The sequence below is a fragment of the Microvirga pakistanensis genome, assembly GCF_004458765.1.
GTDB lineage: Bacteria > Pseudomonadota > Alphaproteobacteria > Rhizobiales > Beijerinckiaceae > Microvirga > Microvirga pakistanensis.
In genome coordinates this window covers 24,067-39,645 of record NZ_SPJX01000288.1, presented here as the reverse complement: position 1 = coordinate 39,645, position 15,579 = coordinate 24,067, and the positions used below count along the sequence as shown (strand labels likewise).

13 protein-coding genes are annotated in these 15,579 nt (G+C 65.4%); 11 read left to right on the top strand and 2 right to left on the bottom strand.

Features of this window, described 5'->3' with window-relative positions; translation table 11 throughout:
* Position 1: 1 nt before the first annotated feature.
* Positions 2-751 (bottom strand): bifunctional demethylmenaquinone methyltransferase/2-methoxy-6-polyprenyl-1,4-benzoquinol methylase UbiE, encoded by a 750-nt coding sequence (gene ubiE, locus E4K09_RS15675; RefSeq protein WP_134498555.1) that lies wholly within the window; start codon positions 749-751, stop codon positions 2-4.
* A 99-nt stretch (positions 752-850) separates the two neighbouring features.
* Here ubiE and mutM point away from each other — a divergent pair, with 99 nt between their 5' ends.
* From mutM to gyrB, 11 genes are all read left to right on the top strand, one after another.
* Complete coding sequence (gene mutM, locus E4K09_RS15670) at positions 851-1,747, top strand: bifunctional DNA-formamidopyrimidine glycosylase/DNA-(apurinic or apyrimidinic site) lyase (RefSeq protein ID WP_134498553.1); 897 nt, start codon at positions 851-853, stop codon at positions 1,745-1,747.
* Positions 1,748-1,889: 142 nt separating this feature from the next.
* Positions 1,890-2,687, top strand: coding sequence for a DUF2189 domain-containing protein (locus tag E4K09_RS15665; protein ID WP_134498551.1), 798 nt, complete (start codon positions 1,890-1,892; stop codon positions 2,685-2,687).
* Between the two features lie 237 nt (positions 2,688-2,924).
* Entirely contained in the window at positions 2,925-3,698 is a 774-nt protein-coding gene (locus tag E4K09_RS15660; protein WP_134498549.1) for an enoyl-CoA hydratase, read from the top strand.
* Between the two features lie 66 nt (positions 3,699-3,764).
* The gene (locus tag E4K09_RS15655; RefSeq protein ID WP_166802349.1) at positions 3,765-4,517 is read left to right on the top strand and encodes a TSUP family transporter; all 753 of its coding nucleotides are present in this window, start codon (positions 3,765-3,767) and stop codon (positions 4,515-4,517) included.
* A 166-nt stretch (positions 4,518-4,683) separates the two neighbouring features.
* Entirely contained in the window at positions 4,684-4,950 is a 267-nt protein-coding gene (gene rpsT, locus E4K09_RS15650; RefSeq protein ID WP_134498547.1) for a 30S ribosomal protein S20, read from the top strand.
* Between the two features lie 1,150 nt (positions 4,951-6,100).
* The gene (gene dnaA, locus E4K09_RS15645) at positions 6,101-7,549 is read left to right on the top strand and encodes a chromosomal replication initiator protein DnaA (RefSeq protein WP_134498668.1); all 1,449 of its coding nucleotides are present in this window, start codon (positions 6,101-6,103) and stop codon (positions 7,547-7,549) included.
* A 142-nt stretch (positions 7,550-7,691) separates the two neighbouring features.
* Positions 7,692-8,810, top strand: a complete 1,119-nt coding sequence (gene dnaN / locus E4K09_RS15640; protein ID WP_134498545.1) for a DNA polymerase III subunit beta — start codon at positions 7,692-7,694, stop codon at positions 8,808-8,810.
* A 320-nt stretch (positions 8,811-9,130) separates the two neighbouring features.
* Positions 9,131-10,291 (top strand): DNA replication/repair protein RecF, encoded by a 1,161-nt coding sequence (gene recF, locus E4K09_RS15635; RefSeq protein WP_134498543.1) that lies wholly within the window; start codon positions 9,131-9,133, stop codon positions 10,289-10,291.
* Positions 10,292-10,452: 161 nt separating this feature from the next.
* Positions 10,453-11,067, top strand: a complete 615-nt coding sequence (locus E4K09_RS15630) for a LysE family translocator (RefSeq protein WP_134498666.1) — start codon at positions 10,453-10,455, stop codon at positions 11,065-11,067.
* A complete protein-coding gene (locus tag E4K09_RS29635; RefSeq protein ID WP_134498541.1) occupies positions 11,064-11,321 on the top strand; it encodes a hypothetical protein in 258 nt (85 codons plus the stop codon). The genes E4K09_RS15630 and E4K09_RS29635 overlap by 4 nt, the downstream gene beginning before the upstream one ends.
* A gap of 155 nt (positions 11,322-11,476) precedes the next feature.
* On the top strand, positions 11,477-13,903 hold the full coding sequence (gyrB, locus tag E4K09_RS15620; RefSeq protein ID WP_134498539.1) for a DNA topoisomerase (ATP-hydrolyzing) subunit B: 2,427 nt from the start codon (positions 11,477-11,479) through the stop codon (positions 13,901-13,903).
* A 344-nt stretch (positions 13,904-14,247) separates the two neighbouring features.
* Here gyrB and E4K09_RS15615 read toward each other — a convergent pair whose 3' ends face one another.
* Positions 14,248-15,531 carry an MFS transporter gene (locus tag E4K09_RS15615; protein WP_134498537.1) on the bottom strand — a complete coding sequence of 428 codons (1,284 nt, stop codon included), beginning with the start codon at positions 15,529-15,531 and terminating at the stop codon, positions 14,248-14,250.
* Positions 15,532-15,579: the final 48 nt, after the last annotated feature.

Sequence of the window (15,579 nt, the reverse complement as noted above, 5' to 3'; positions counted from 1 at the left end):
GTCAGATCTTCCAGCCGGAATGAATGGCCACCACGCCTGCGGTGAGCTGGCGATAGGTCACGCGCCTGAAGCCCGCGTCCTCGATCATGCGCGCGAAGGCGGCGGGCGGCGGAAAGCGGCGGATGGATTCCACCAGGTACTGGTAGGATTCCGCATCCCCCGTCACCATCTGGCCCATGCGCGGAATGACGTTGAAGGAATAGGCGTCGTAGATCCGGTCGAGGAGCGGCACGTCGACCTTGGAAAATTCGAGGCAGAGGAAACGCCCGCCGGGCTTCAGCACGCGATGCGCCTCGCGTAGGGCGCAGTCGATGCGCGGCACGTTCCGGATGCCGAAGGCGATGGTGTAGGCGTCGTACGTGCTGGCTTCGAGCGGCAGCTCTTCCGCATTGGCCTCGACGAAGTCGACGCGGCCGTCGTAGCGGCGGTCTGCCCGCTCGGCGCCGACCTTCAGCATCTCGCCATTGATGTCGAGCACGGTCACGTGGGTCTGCGCTCCGCCGGCATCCAGGATGCGGAAGGCCACGTCCCCGGTGCCGCCGGCCACGTCCAGGTGACGGAAGGCGCGGTCGCGGGGCGGCCGGAGGGTGGACACGAGGGTATCCTTCCAGAGGCGGTGAAGGCCTGCGGACATGAGGTCGTTCATGAGGTCGTAGCGGCCCGCCACCGAACGGAAGACCTCGTTCACGCGGTCCTGCTTCTCGCCCAGGGGCACGGACTGAAACCCGAAATGGGTGTTCTCGTCGGTCATGATCCTCAGTAACCTTTTCGTCGCAATCCAAACGCGATCCATAGCCGAACCGGGGCCCGATGGCTATGTAAGGGAGCCCAAGAACCGAAGAGATGGTTGATGCCTGAACTGCCCGAAGTCGAAACCGTGCGCCGGGGCCTGGAGCCCGCCATGGTGGGCGCCCGCTTCACCAAGGTGGTGCAACGCCGCCCGGACCTGCGCTTTCCGTTCCCCGAACGCTTCGCGGAGCGTCTGGAAGGACAGGAGGTTAGGGCTCTCGGCCGCCGGGCCAAGTATCTGCTGGCCGATCTCTCCTCCGGGGACGTTCTGATCATGCATCTTGGCATGTCCGGCCGCTTCCTGGTCACGAAGGGGGGAGAAACCCGGATGCCCGGGGAGTTCCACCACGAGCATGGGGGCTTGGGCGCCCACGATCACGTGGTCTTCGCGCTGTCGAACGGAGCCAGCGTCACCTACAACGACGCCCGCCGCTTCGGCTTCATGGACCTCGTTCCCCGCTCCGGGATCGAAACCTGCCGGCATTTTGCCGGCATGGGCATCGAGCCCCTCGGCAACGAACTCTCGGGCGAGGCCATCGCCCGGCTCTTCGCTGGCAGGCGCGCGCCCCTGAAGGCCGCTCTCCTCGATCAGCGCCTCATCGCGGGTCTCGGCAACATCTATGTCTGCGAGGCCCTGTTCCGCACCGGCCTGCACCCCGAAGCCCCGGCGGGCGCGCTCGCCACCAAGGCCGGCAAGCCGACGGACAAGGCGCACCAGCTCGCGCAGGTGATCCGCGAGGTCCTGTCGGAGGCCGTGGAAGCGGGCGGCTCCACCCTGCGGGATCACGCCCAGGTGGACGGCTCCCTCGGCTATTTCCAGCATTCCTTCCGCGTCTACGACCGGGAGGGGGAGCCCTGCGTGACGCCGGAATGCACGGGCACAGTCGCGCGCCTCGTGCAATCCGGCCGCTCCACCTTCTATTGCCCGGTCTGCCAGAAGCCGCACCGCGCCCGGTAATATGATCGGGCGGTCCTCGGCCCTCCCCGAAAAAGCCCGAAAAAGCCTGCATCCTCCCGGCTGAAGGTTGCGACGCTCCCGTCGGCATCTTCTGCATGACAGGCTCGCGACCGCTTGAACGGAAGGTTCAGGAGGAACCGCCATGGCCAAGCTCGACGCACTTCCCCACGTTCGGAGAGACCCCGTTTCGGAGGAGCTCACGATCCGCCGGATCGGCCTCTCCGATCTCATGGATGCCCTGAGGCGGGGCATGGCGGATTTCTGGGCCGCCCCGACGCATCTGTTCTTTCTCTGCCTGATGTATCCGGTCATCGGCGTGTTCTTCGCGGGGCTCGCGTTCGGCAACAACATGCTGCCGCTTCTCTTCCCGCTCATGTCGGGCTTTGCCCTGGTCGGGCCGCTCGCGGCCGTGGGGCTCTACGAGATCAGCCGCGAGCGCGAGCGCGGGCAGGAGGTGTCCGTGAGCAGCGTCTCCAATGTCTTCCGCTCACACGCGATCGGCTCCATCGCGGCCCTCGGCGTTCTGCTGATGGTGATCTTCATCGCCTGGATTCTGGCGGCGCAGGCAATCTATCAGTCGCTCTTCGGCTGGCACGCCCCTCAATCCATGAGCGCCTTCCTGCAGGAGGTCTTCACCACCCGGAACGGCTGGACCCTCATCGTTGTCGGCAACGCCGTGGGCTTCGTCTTCAGCGCCGTCGTGTTCTGCCTGAGCGTGATCTCCTTCCCGCTCCTGCTCGACCGGGACGTGGGCGCGATCCCGGCGATCGTCGCCTCCTTCAGGGCCGTGGCCGCCAATCCGGGACCCATGCTCGTCTGGGCGCTGATCGTCGCCCTGGCGCTCGCCATCGGCTTCATCCCGCTCTTCATCGGCCTGGCCGTGGTGCTGCCGATCCTGGGCCATGCGACCTGGCACCTTTACCGGAAGGTGGTGGAATAATCCGCTTAGCGCATCGTGCGGAAAAGTGGACCCGGTTTTCCGCGTCGAACGATGCGCTCTCCCAGGAGTGGAGCATCGGATCGAATCCCAAAAGTGCAAATCCACTTTTGGGTCCGATGCTCTAGCCCCTCATCTCCGGAGATGGGTCCGGAGATGAGGAAAGGGCGATGACGATAGGGCTTGCCGAGTTCCGCCGCCTCCCGTAACCCAGGGAGGAAGAACAGCGGAGATGGCGACATGGCCTATGAAACGATCATCGTCGAGACGCGCGGCAAGGTGGGGCTCATCACCCTCAACCGGCCCCAGGCGCTCAACGCTCTCAACGCGGCCCTCCTGAACGAGGTGAACCTGGCGCTCGACGCGTTCGAGGCCGATCCGCAGATCGGCTGCATCGTGGTCACCGGGTCCGAGAAGGCCTTTGCCGCCGGCGCCGACATCAAGGAGATGGCGTCGCTGGCCTATCCGCAGATCTATCTCGACAACCTTTTCTCCGGCTGGGAGAAGGTGGCCGGCCGCCGCAAGCCGATGATCGCGGCGGTGGCGGGCTTCGCCCTCGGCGGCGGCTGCGAATTCGCCATGATGTGCGATTTCATCATCGCGGCGGACAACGCCAGGTTCGGGCAGCCCGAGATCAAGCTCGGCGTCATGCCCGGCATGGGCGGCACGCAGCGCCTCACCCGCCTCATCGGCCGGGCCAAGGCCATGGAGATGTGCCTGACGGGCCGCATGATGGGCGCCGAGGAGGCCGAGCGCTCCGGCCTGGTGGCCCGCGTGGTGCCGCTGGCCGACCTGATGACAGAGACTATGAAGACGGCGGAGACCATCGCGTCCATGTCGCTGCCCATTGCCATGATGACGAAGGAAACCGTCAACCGCGCCGACGAGGTGTCCCTCTCCGAGGGCATCCGCTTCGAGCGGCGCGTCTTCCACGCCATGTTCGCCACCGCCGACCAGAAGGAGGGCATGGCTGCCTTCGTGGAAAAGCGCGCGGCCGAGTTCAAAGACCAGTAACCGTGCCAGAGTTCGGCTTCGACATGATCGCGGCGCTCGCCGCGATCTCTTTTTTTTGCAGGCTTCGTGGATTCCATTGCAGGCGGCGGCGGGCTCCTCACGGTGCCGGCCCTCCTGCTCGCGGGCATGAGCCCGGCGGGCGCCATCGCCACCAACAAGGTGCAGGGCGCCGTCGCGGCCGCCTCCGCCACCTACACCTTCGGGCGCCGGGGGATGATCGAATGGCGCAAGGCCTGGGCCTTCACGGGCGTAGCCTTCGTCAGCGGGATCGCGGGGGCGCTGTGCGTGCGCTTCCTGCCGCAAGCCGTGCTCCAGACCCTGATCCCGGTGCTGCTGATCGCCATCGCGCTCTATTTCGCCCTGTCCCGCAAGATGAAGGATGAGGACGCGCACGCCCGGATGACAGCCCTTGCCTTCGGCGTCACGGCTCCGGTGGCCGTGGGCTTCTACGACGGCATCTTCGGACCGGGCGCGGGCTCCTTCTACATGCTCGCCTTCGTGACCCTCCTCGGCTACGGGGTCGTGCGGGCCACCGCCCATACCAAGCTCCTGAACCTGGCGAGCAACCTGGGCAGCCTCCTTCTCTATGCCGCCACCGGAGCCGTCGTCTGGCCCGTGGGGCTCGTCATGGCCGGAGCCTCCTTCCTCGGGGCGCAGGTGGGCTCGCGGCTCGCCATGCGGCTGGGGAGCCGGATCATCCGGCCGCTCCTGGTGCTGGTCTCGGCCGCGATGGCCCTGCGGCTCCTTCTCGATCCCGCCAATCCCTGGCGGCACCTGCTGCCGGAGGGAATCGTCAGAGGCCTCCAGGCGCTTTTTTGACGCGCAAAGGCCCACGGACATTGACGTTCTCCGGGATCACGTCTATAAGCCGCCCCACACGAGCCCGCGCGTCCCGCGGGCTCTTCGGTTTCCATTCATCAACCGGTCGCTGACGGGGCTCCAAGCCGGGCTTGTCGCGTCGGACTTTAACAAACGAGGATTGGCCATGGCCAACACCGTGTCCGCCAAGAAGATGACCCGCAAGATTGCGAAGCGCACCGCGATCAACAAGTCGCGCCGCAGCCGCATGCGGACCTTCGTGCGCAAGGTCGAGGAGGCGATCGCCTCCGGCAATCAGACCGAAGCCTTTGCCGCTCTTCGCGCCGCCGAGCCGGAGATGATGCGCGCCGCCCAGAAGGGCATCGTGCACAAGAACAACGCCTCCCGGAAGGTGTCGCGCCTGACGAGCCGCATCAAGGCTCTGAGCGCCTGATCGACTCCAGACGGATCGACGATCATCGAACCCGGCCCGATGGCCGGGTTTTTTGTTGCCTCGCGGCACGCTCGCCACCGGATTCGAAGCCGAGCCCAGAGCCTGCGCCTCGGCCTCAAGATCCAGAGGGCCACGTCAGCGAGAAGCGGACCCGGTTTTCACGAGCATGGCCCTTTGGGTCTGCCCGAACGATGCGCTCTCCCGAGAGTGGAGCATCGGATTGGATCCCAGAAGTGGATTCCCCTTTTCACGTCCGATGCTCGAGTCCTTCGGACAGGCCGCGGCCGTTCCTCGCCGGATCGGCATCCGTGAGAAGACCCCGGTCGGCTCGCCTGAGCAGCGGCTCGCCGTCACGGGAACCGGCGTGCAAGGGCGCAATTTCAGCACCGCTTCGAGCGTCGTTTTTCCGGCGCGCTCTTATCCACACGCGAGCTTGACTTTAAGCCGGAAAAGCGGGGTGAGCACGTCCGCGAGCAGGAATCGAAATGCACATGAAATGCCCAGAACGTTCAATAGCTTAGCAGGCAAAGGTTCGCGAAGCATCGGAATCACATCGCGAGTCGGCCCGAATCGGCGCTGAATCAAGGTTGCGGAACAAGCTTTTTTCGCGAGCCGGAACGAGCCGGGGCGACATTGTGAATCAGTTGAAGAGTCAGGACTTTATCGCCGCACCCCAAAACCTGTGGACGGGTCTGTGGGTCGTTTTGGGGATCATCCCCGGGCGCCTGTTGACTCGACCATGTTGCGGACCATCCCCCAGCCTGTATAAGGTCATGTTGCTTCAACGGCTTGCCGTTAAGTCATCCTTTCAGGTCCTGAGCTATAGAACACAACCACGGGGTTAGGGCTTTGTTTCAGTTCAACAAGAAGCAGGCGAAAGTATATCCCTTACCCAGGGGTAGACTTGGTTGAGCTTGAAGAGATGTCCAAGAGACGGCGCTTTCAGATCGTCTCGACTTAGAAGCAGCTTGATAATCTTTAGTACAATTGGGGGCGCCACGTTCTGAACAACCTGTGAACCAGGGCTGATTGTCTGTTCAGAACGGGTCATGCGTGGGGGTTTCAGCCAAGTTCGGCGAGACCTCGTGGAGGGAATTTGATGTATCGCAGCGAGGACCATCGCACCTTTGCCGCTGCCAATGAGAGCGGCATGGAGGCTTCAGGCGAGCCAACGGCAGCGGATGTCTGGGCGCGGGTGAAGCGCCGTCTGCGGGCCGAGCTGGGCGAGGACATCTTTGCCAGCTGGTTCGGCCGCCTCGAGCTGGATTCGGTGCTGGACGGCTGCGCCTATCTGACGGTGCCCACCCGTTTTCTGAAAAGCTGGATCGAGTCCCATTACGCCGACCGCGTCCTGTCGGTCTATCGTTCGGAAGCCAAGGATGTGGAGCGCGTCGTGATCGGCGTGCGCAACACTCTCGGCCGCGAGGCGTCTCCCCAGCGCCGTCCCAACGAGACCTCCCGTCCGAGCACGCCGGCTCCGATGACGACGGCCCAGGCCACCGAGCCCAAGGCCCCATCCCTGCCGCTCCCGCAGGAGGAGCGGACCGAGAACTCCGATCTCGGCGGCGCTCCGCTCGATCCGCGACTGACCTTCGAAAGCTTCATCGTCGGCCGCTCCAATGCGCTGGCCCATGCCGCCGCCGACCGGGTGGCCCATGCCCCCAACGGCCAGGTGATCTACAATCCGCTTTATCTCCACGCGGGGGTGGGCCTCGGCAAAACCCATCTGCTTCACGCCATCGGCCATGAGATGCGCACGCAAGGCCGCCGTGTCATCTATCTCACCGCCGACCGCTTCATGTACGGCTTCGTGGCATCCCTGAAGGCGCAGACGTCGCTCGCCTTCAAGGAGCGCCTGCGCGGCATCGACCTGCTCATCATCGACGACGTGCAGTTCATCCAGGGCAAGCAGATCCAGCAGGAATTCGGCCACACGCTCAACGCCCTCATCGATGCGGGCCGCCAGATCGTGATCGCGGCCGACCGGCCGCCGGCAGACCTGGAGAACCTGGACGAACGCGTGCGCTCACGCCTGGCGGGCGGCCTCGTGGTCGAGGTCACGGCCCTGGACGAGGCCCTTCGCACCTCGATTCTCTCCACCCGGATCGAGGCGCTGAAAACCATTCACCCCACCTTCGAGGTGGGCCCGAGCGTCATCGCCTATGTGGCCCGCTCGATCACGGCGAACGGTCGCGATCTCGAAGGCGCGGTGAACCGCCTCCTGGCGCACGCCACCCTCACCGGCTCCGCCATCACCCTCGAGACCGCCGAGACCGCGATCCGCGACCTCGTGCGCAACCGCGAACCCAAGCGCGTGAAGATCGAGGACATCCAGAAGCTCGTCGCCTCGCGCTACAACGTCTCCCGATCGGACATCCTCTCCGAGCGCCGCACCGCCGCCGTGGTGCGGCCGCGACAGATCGCCATGTACCTGTCCAAGGTGCTGACGCTCCGCTCCCTGCCGGAGATCGGCCGCCGCTTCGGCGGACGTGATCACACCACCGTGCTCCATGCGGTGCGCAAGATCGAGAAGGCCCTGGGCGAGGATCACGCGCTCTCCGACGAGGTCGAGCTCCTCAAGCGGATGCTGCAGGAATAAGCGCTTCCAGGGGGGCGAGGGCTCCTTCGGAGCAGGCAGGAACCTGCGGCCTTGCTTTCTGCGGCAACAAACGCCAATCTTGCCGCCTCGCTTGTCACGCCGGTGATGGGCCAAGAATTTCACCGACAATAGGTGTCGCGTTATGAGAGTTACTGTTGAGCGCGCCGCTCTTTTGAAGGCGCTGGGGCACGTGCACCGCGTCGTCGAGCGCCGCAACACCATCCCGATCCTGTCGAACGTGCTTCTGCGCGGCGAGGAGGGCTCCCTGCGCCTGCGCGCGACCGACCTCGACATCGAGGTCACGGAGACGATCCCGGCCGAGATCACGGAGGCAGGTTCCACCACGGTGCCGGCCTACATGATCTACGACATCGTGCGAAAACTGCCCGACGGCGCGCAGGTGTCCCTGGAGATGACCGCGGATGTGGGCCAGATGCAGATCCGCTCGGGCCGCTCGCGCTTCCTGCTGCAGGCGCTGCCGGAAAGCGACTTCCCGGATCTCGCGGCGGGCGACCTTCCGCACCGCTTCACGCTGGCGGCAAGCGACCTCAAGCGTCTGATCGAGAAGACCCAGTTTGCGATCTCGACGGAGGAGACCCGCTACTATCTCAACGGCATCTATCTCCACACGCTGGACGTGGGCGGCTCGCTCACGATGCGCGCGGTTGCCACCGACGGCCACCGCCTCGCCCGCGTGGAGCTTCCCGCCCCCGCCGGATCGGAGGGCATGCCCGGCGTGATCATCCCCCGCAAGGCCGTGGCCGAAATCGTCAAGCTCGTCGAGGACGGTTCGGAAAACGTCACGGTCGAGCTGTCCCCGGCGAAGGTGCGCCTGACCTTCGACGGCGTGGTGCTGACCTCCAAGCTCATCGACGGCACCTTCCCCGATTACCAGCGCGTCATTCCGGCCGGCAACGACAAGATCCTCGTCGTCGAGCGCGGCGACTTCGCCAAGGCCGTGGACCGCGTCTCCACCATCTCTTCGGAGCGCGGCCGCGCCGTGAAGCTGGCGCTCGCCGAGGGACGCCTGACGCTGACCGTCAACAACCCGGATTCGGGCAGCGCAACGGAAGAGATCGAAGTCGATTACGATGCCGCCCCGATCGATATCGGCTTCAATGCCCGCTATCTCCTCGACATCACGGCCCAGCTCGACGGCGATACCGCCCTGTTCAAGCTCGCCGATCCCGGCTCGCCCACCGTCATCCAGGATCGCGAGGGCGCAACCGCGCTCTACGTTCTGATGCCGATGCGCGTTTGATTCCTCCCGCAAGTGCCATCTCGGAGCTGCGCAGCAGAATCCGGGATCGCTGTCAGGACAGAGCTCTTTCATCACCGGCCTTGTGCCGGTGATTTTCGTTTCAGCAAACACGAACCTCATCATGAGGAACAGCCTTCAGGCTGCGTCTCGAAGGAGCCTCCAGTGCTCCCTGGAACCTCCTTCGAGACGGCGCTCCGCGCCTCCTCAGGATGAGGATAAGACATTGGAACAGACTTGGCGCCTGCCCCACGACCATTCAAACCACGTTTGGCCGTGCCGACGCTTGATCTTTCGCGCCCGCTCCTGAAAGAAGGGAGCACATGTCCTCCGCTCCCGTCGCCGCCTCCCGAATCGTCCGCCTGATTCTCCAGGATTTCCGCACCTATGCGAGCCTGGATCTCGCCGTGTCGCGCCAGCTCGTGGCGCTCGTGGGCGAGAACGGCGCGGGCAAGACCAACGTGCTGGAGGCGGTCTCCCTGTTCATGCCCGGACGCGGCCTTCGCCGTGCGGAGCTCGGCGACATGGCACGCCAAGGCGGTCCGGGCTCGTTCGCCGTCTCGCTCACCCTGGACGCTCCTTACGGCGAGCATCGCCTCGGCACGGGAATCGAGCCGCCCGGCGAGACGGCCCGCGCCTCCCGCCTGTGCCGCATCGACGGCATGGCCGCCTCGTCGCCAACGGCCTTCGCCGAGTTCCTGCGGGTCGTCTGGCTCACGCCCGATCTCGATGCGCTGTTTCGCGGCCCCGCCGGCGACCGCCGCCGCTTCCTCGACCGCCTGGTGCTCGCGGTCGATGCGGAGCACGGCACCCGCGTGAATGCGCTGGAACGGGCCCTGCGCTCCCGCAATCGGGTGCTTGAGGAGAACCCGGACGACCGGCTCTGGCTCGATGCCCTGGAGCGCGAGGTCGCGGAACTCGCCATCGCGGTCGCCGCAGCGCGACGGGAGACCGTGGAGCGGCTGAGCCAGCTGATTCTGGAGACGCGCGAGGAGGAATCCCCCTTCCCCTTCGCCACGATGGGCCTCGAGGGCGAGATCGACACCCTGCTCGCCACGCTCCCGGCCGTCGACGCGGAGGATCGCTACCGGGCCATCCTACGCGACAACCGCGCGCGTGACCGCGCCGCCGGCCGGACCCTGGTCGGTCCGCAGGCGTCCGACCTGCTGGTGCGCCACGGGCCCAAGGACATTGCCGCCAGCACCGCCTCCACGGGCGAGCAGAAGGCGCTTCTCATCGGCCTGGTGCTCGCTCATGCGCGGCTGGTCGCCAGCATGAGCGGCATCGCGCCCTTCGTGCTGCTCGACGAGGTCGCGGCCCATCTCGACCCGCGCCGCCGCGCGGGCCTCTTTGCGGCGCTGGAATCCTTAGGCGGTCAGGTCTGGATGACGGGGGCGGATCCGGGCCTCTTCGCCGAACTCGAAGGCCGGGCGGATCTGCTGCAGGTCTCGCCCGGCGTGATCGAACCCATCACAAGACGTTAATGGTCTCCGGGGCCGTTCCGGCGTATGAAGGAGGCGCAACAGCATTTCCTTCGTCAGCGCATCGTGCGAAAAAGTGGATCCGGTTTTTCGCGCTCAACGATGCGCCAGCTTAGAGAGGAAGCATTGGATCCAAAAGCGGGTCCGATGCTTGAGTGATCGCCATGGAACCCGCGGGCCTCATTCTGTTCTCGTCAGCCCTCTTCATCGCCGCGGCTTCCCCGGGGCCGGGCATCGCCGCCATCGTGGCGCGGGTGCTGGGACGGGGTCCGGCGGAAGCCGTGCCGTTCAGCATCGGGATCGCCCTGGGCGACGTGGTGTGGCTGACCTTTGCGGTTCTGGGGCTCGCCGCCCTGGCCCAAGCCTTCCATGAGGTCTTCCTGATCATCAAATACGCCGGTGCGGCCTATCTGCTCTATCTCGCCTACAAGCTCTGGACGGCGCCCGCCATGGCGCGAGAGGTCAAGGCCGAGGAGAGGGCCGAGCACCCGGCCAGGCTTCTGCTGGGCGGGCTGGCGCTGACTCTGGGCAACCCGAAGACCATGGTGTTCTACCTCGCCCTCCTGCCCACCTTCCTCGACCTCACGCAGATCACGGTTCTGGGCTTTGCGGAGCTGGCTCTCGCCACCCTGAGCGTGCTGGCGGTGGTCTTCGGCGGCTACATCCTGCTCGCAACCCGGGCGCGCCGGCTCTTCACCAGCCCCGGCGCCATCCGGATCCTCAACCGCTTCACGGGAGCCGTCATGGCGGGCGCAGCGGCAGCCGTCGCGGCCCGGTGAGGCCATCCGTAAGGATCGTCCGGCTTCTGCTCTGGCTCGGGCTCAGCCTGGCCTGCGCCCTGGCTTTCCACGAGCGTTACTGGCGCTGGCGGGACTGTTTCAACGAGCTTGGCCGCTGTTACGATCCGCAAGCCGGCGTGATGGTCGAGCAGGCCGGTCCGATTTGGGGAACGCCGGCGCTCGTTTTCGGCCTTCTCGCGCTGAGGAGCCTCCGGCACCTCCTGAGGCAAAGAACCGCCCCTCATCAGCCCTGAGGCGGCACTTTTTCGTGGATTTTTGTGCCCCTTTTCACGCGCGCGTAGGCGCGTGGGGGTGAAATTTCAACGGATCGTCACTAAATATCTGATCTGACGAATCAAAACCCTGGCGCGCCTCTGATCCTTTTCGCCGCGCCTTGCAAGGATCCCAAATGGCCGAACCTGCTATCAACGTGAATGCCGACGCCTATGGCGCGGAATCGATCAAGGTGCTCAAGGGCCTTGATGCGGTGCGCAAGCGGCCGGGCATGTATATCGGTGATACCGATGACGGCTCGGGCCTCCACCACATGGTCTACGAGGTGGTGGACAACGCCATCGACGAGGCTTTGGCCGGTCACGCGACCGAAGTCACCGTCACGCTCAACGCCGACGGCTCGGTGACGGTCACCGACAACGGCCGCGGCATCCCGACCGACATCCATCCCGGAGAAGGCGTCTCGGCGGCCGAGGTCATCATGACCCAGCTGCACGCGGGCGGTAAGTTCGACCAGAATTCCTACAAGGTCTCCGGCGGCCTGCACGGGGTGGGCGTGTCGGTGGTGAACGCGCTGTCCACCTCGCTCAAGCTGCGCATCTTCCGCAACGGCAAGGAACACTTCATGGAGTTCCGCCACGGCGACGCCGTGGCGCCGCTCGCCGTGGTCGGCGATGCGCCGGACAGGCGCGGCACGGAGGTGACCTTCACGCCGTCGCCTGAAACCTTCACCATGGTGGAGTTCGACTACAGCACCCTCGAGCATCGCCTGCGCGAGCTGGCGTTCCTGAACTCGGGCGTGCGCATCATCCTCACCGACAAGCGCCATGCGGAGCACAAGCGCGAGGAGCTGATGTACGAGGGCGGCGTGGAAGCCTTCGTGCGTTACCTCGACCGTGCCAAGACCCCACTGATCCAGCAGCCCGTCATGATCCGCTCGGAGAAGGACGGCATTGGGGTGGAAGTGGCGCTCTGGTGGAACGACTCCTATCACGAGAACGTGCTGTGCTTCACCAACAACATCCCGCAGCGGGATGGCGGCACGCACCTCGCGGGCTTCCGCGCGGCGCTCACCCGCCAGGTGAACGGCTATGCGGAATCCTCCGGCCTGACGAAGAAGGAAAAGGTTTCTCTCACCGGCGACGATTGCCGCGAGGGCCTGACCGCCGTCGTGTCCGTGAAGGTGCCCGATCCGAAGTTCTCGTCCCAGACCAAGGACAAGCTCGTTTCCTCCGAGGTGCGCCCCGCCGTCGAGAACGTGGTCAACGAGGCGCTCAACAACTGGCTCGAGGAGCACCCGCAGGAAGCCCGCACCCTCGTGGGCAAGGTGGTGGAAGCCGCCGCCGCGCGAGAGGCCGCCCGCAAGGCACGCGAGCTCACCCGCCGGAAAGGAGCGCTCGACATCGCGTCGCTGCCCGGCAAGCTCGCCGATTGCCAGGAGCGCGATCCGTCGAAATGCGAACTCATCCTCGTGGAGGGCGATTCCGCCGGCGGCTCCGCCAAGCAGGGCCGCGACCGCGCCTTCCAGGCCGTGCTGCCCTTGCGCGGCAAGATCCTCAACGTCGAGCGCGCCCGCTTCGACAAGATGCTGTCGTCGCAGGAAATCGGCACGCTGATCACCGCGCTCGGCACGGGCATCGGCCGCGAGGAGTTCAACCTCGACAAGCTGCGCTACCACCGCGTCATCATCATGACGGACGCGGACGTGGACGGCTCGCACATCCGTACGTTGCTGCTCACGTTCTTCTTCCGCCAGATGCCGGAGCTGATCGAGCGCGGGCATCTCTACATCGCGCAGCCGCCGCTCTACAAGGCGACCCGCGGCAAGCAGGCGATCTATCTCAAGGACGAGCGCGCGCTGGAAGACTTCCTCATCGACGCAGGCATCGAGAGCGCCTCTCTCAGGCTCGAATCCGGCGTGGAATTCCAGGGTGATCAGCTGAAGGGCCTGATCGACGAGGCGCGGCTCGTGCGTCAGGTGCTGAACAACCTGCACACGCGCTACAACCGCAAGGCCGTCGAGCAGGCGGCGATTGCCGGCGCCTTGCGTCCCGACGTGGTCGAGGATCCCGAGCGCGGCCCTGCGGCGGCCGCCTACATCGCAACCCGCCTCGACGCGATCTCGGAAGAACTCGAGCGCGGCTGGACGGGCGAGGTGAGCGAGGGCGGGTACGTCTTCTCGCGCACCGTGCGCGGCGTGACGCAGACGGCCGTTCTCGATCAGGCGCTGATCGCCAGCCAGGAGGCCAAGAAGCTCGACGAGCGCGCCAAGTCCCTGCAGGACGTCTATGCCAAGCCCGCGAGGCTGGTCCGCAAGAACGACGAGATGCAGATCGATGGGCCGCTCTCGCTGTTCAACGCCGTCATCGCGTCGGGCCGCAAGGGCCTGCAGCTCCAGCGCTACAAAGGTCTCGGCGAGATGACCGCCCAGCAGCTCTGGGAGACCACCCTCGACCGCGACGTGCGTTCGCTGCTTCAGGTGAAGGTGAAGGACACCACCGACGCCGACGACCTGTTCGTGAAGCTCATGGGCGACGTCGTCGAGCCCCGCCGCGAGTTCATCCAGGAGAATGCTCTCTCGGTGGCGAACCTCGACGTGTAAGGGGCAGGCTGTTGTCCCCCGGTCTTGAAGTCTGGCTCGAACCGGGGGTATCCTGACTCGAATCGGCGAAAAGCCTGCCTCTTCGCGCTGCACATCTTTCGGTTGCATGGGCGGTCGAGGCATCCATGACCATGTCAGGCTAATGATTCGATTGAAGCCCCGCGCTCCCTGGCGGAACGCGGGGCTTCTTGCGTCTGGCCGCGATGGCCGCCTTTCGAGTCCCTGGAGTGCGTGGACGCTGTCCAATGCCCGGTCGTGCGATGAATACTACAGAGCTGCATTGAAGGTCCGCTTGTCACCGCATCGCCGGCCCTTGGTCTACTTCCGCCTCGTGCCCAAAGGCGTCATTCCCTGGAATTCGTCCCGGGAGCTGGCCCTTGTTGGGCCGTATCACGCCACTCCATCGGTGAGATTCCGCGTTTCACCGCCTGAAGTTTCATCGCGCAGCCTTTCAAGGCCGCCGCGGCGGCCATCGCGGCGGCTAGCAATGATGTGAGGTGGAACAGCCCCTCGTAACCGTATGCCGTGACCAAGGGCGTGCTCAGGAGCGGCGAACAGAATTGGCCGATGAACACGGAAGCGGTCAGGATACCGCCCGCCGTCCCCCTCCGCGGGAGCGGAGCAAGCCCCAAGGCAAGGGTCACGAAGCTCGGCGAAACCAATGCATAGCCTGCGCCGACGGCCGCGGCGCCTACGAACCAGGCCAGGGGCGTCGCCGCAACGGCCAGCAACACGAAACCAAGTGCCATCGTACCATAGCCCAGAGCGAAGACCCCGACGTAACCGATCGCCCGCTGGACCCGGCCATACAGCAGCGCGAGGCTGCCACCGGAGAGCATCAGGATGCCGAGCGCCGCGCCGGTCATCACTGGGCTGCTGTAGCCCGCCGCTTCGAAGAAAAACGACAACTGGGTCGGCATCACGAAGAAGATCATGTTCGTCGCCGCCTGGAGAAGCACGAGCAACGCCAAGACGAGGCCCCATGATGACCGCTCTGGGGCGTTGTCCTCCTGCCTGGCACCAGGAACCGGAGAGGTCCGTTGCGGTTCGACAATGACCTTCCACATCAACGGCAGGAAGAGCGCCGCAACTCCATAGATGACGAAGGGCAGACGCGGCAAGATCGCCGCGAACCATCCCGCCAGGGTGATGAACACGAGCCCCCCGAAGTTCCGGGCCGATATCTGAAGTCCCGACAACGCGCTCCGGTCGCTGCCGGTGAAGTAGTCGCCGATGAGTGCTGTCTGCGCCGTCATGATGAGGGCGACAGCCAGCCCCAAGGCGAGACGGCTGGCAAAGATGGTTGGCAGGTCGGGAAGGAACAACCCCGCGCATCCGGCGATCACGAAGAGGATGACCCCGGCAAGGAGCATCCGACGCCGACCGTAGCGATCAGCGATGAGACCGGCGAATGGCGCGAAGATGGCGACGCTGATCGAGGGGGCGGGCACCAGCAGGCGCACCAGCATCCCAGCATTCGGATCATCCGCGAACAGACGCTCAAGCCCAGGGAGCGCGGGACTGATCGTGGCATTGGCCATGGTCGTGAGCGACGCCGCCATCAGCAGCGCGATCGCTCGCGGGTCTCGCCAAACCTGTGTCTGCCTTGCGATTGCAGCGATGGTCATAGGGTGCCTCTTGATCCAATTGACGATTCGAGAGAGGCTACGACTTCA

What these genes read in the sequence shown, in the direction of transcription:
- ubiE (WP_134498555.1), bottom strand. Translation starts at nt 751, where the DNA reads ATGACCGACGAGAACACCCATTTCGGGTTTCAGTCCGTGCCCCTGGGC.
- mutM (WP_134498553.1), top strand. Translation starts at nt 851, where the DNA reads ATGCCTGAACTGCCCGAAGTCGAAACCGTGCGCCGGGGCCTGGAGCCC.
- E4K09_RS15665 (WP_134498551.1), top strand. Translation starts at nt 1,890, where the DNA reads ATGGCCAAGCTCGACGCACTTCCCCACGTTCGGAGAGACCCCGTTTCG.
- E4K09_RS15660 (WP_134498549.1), top strand. Translation starts at nt 2,925, where the DNA reads ATGGCCTATGAAACGATCATCGTCGAGACGCGCGGCAAGGTGGGGCTC.
- rpsT (WP_134498547.1), top strand. Translation starts at nt 4,684, where the DNA reads ATGGCCAACACCGTGTCCGCCAAGAAGATGACCCGCAAGATTGCGAAG.
- dnaA (WP_134498668.1), top strand. Translation starts at nt 6,101, where the DNA reads ATGGAGGCTTCAGGCGAGCCAACGGCAGCGGATGTCTGGGCGCGGGTG.
- dnaN (WP_134498545.1), top strand. Translation starts at nt 7,692, where the DNA reads ATGAGAGTTACTGTTGAGCGCGCCGCTCTTTTGAAGGCGCTGGGGCAC.
- recF (WP_134498543.1), top strand. Translation starts at nt 9,131, where the DNA reads ATGTCCTCCGCTCCCGTCGCCGCCTCCCGAATCGTCCGCCTGATTCTC.
- E4K09_RS15630 (WP_134498666.1), top strand. Translation starts at nt 10,453, where the DNA reads ATGGAACCCGCGGGCCTCATTCTGTTCTCGTCAGCCCTCTTCATCGCC.
- gyrB (WP_134498539.1), top strand. Translation starts at nt 11,477, where the DNA reads ATGGCCGAACCTGCTATCAACGTGAATGCCGACGCCTATGGCGCGGAA.
- E4K09_RS15615 (WP_134498537.1), bottom strand. Translation starts at nt 15,531, where the DNA reads ATGACCATCGCTGCAATCGCAAGGCAGACACAGGTTTGGCGAGACCCG.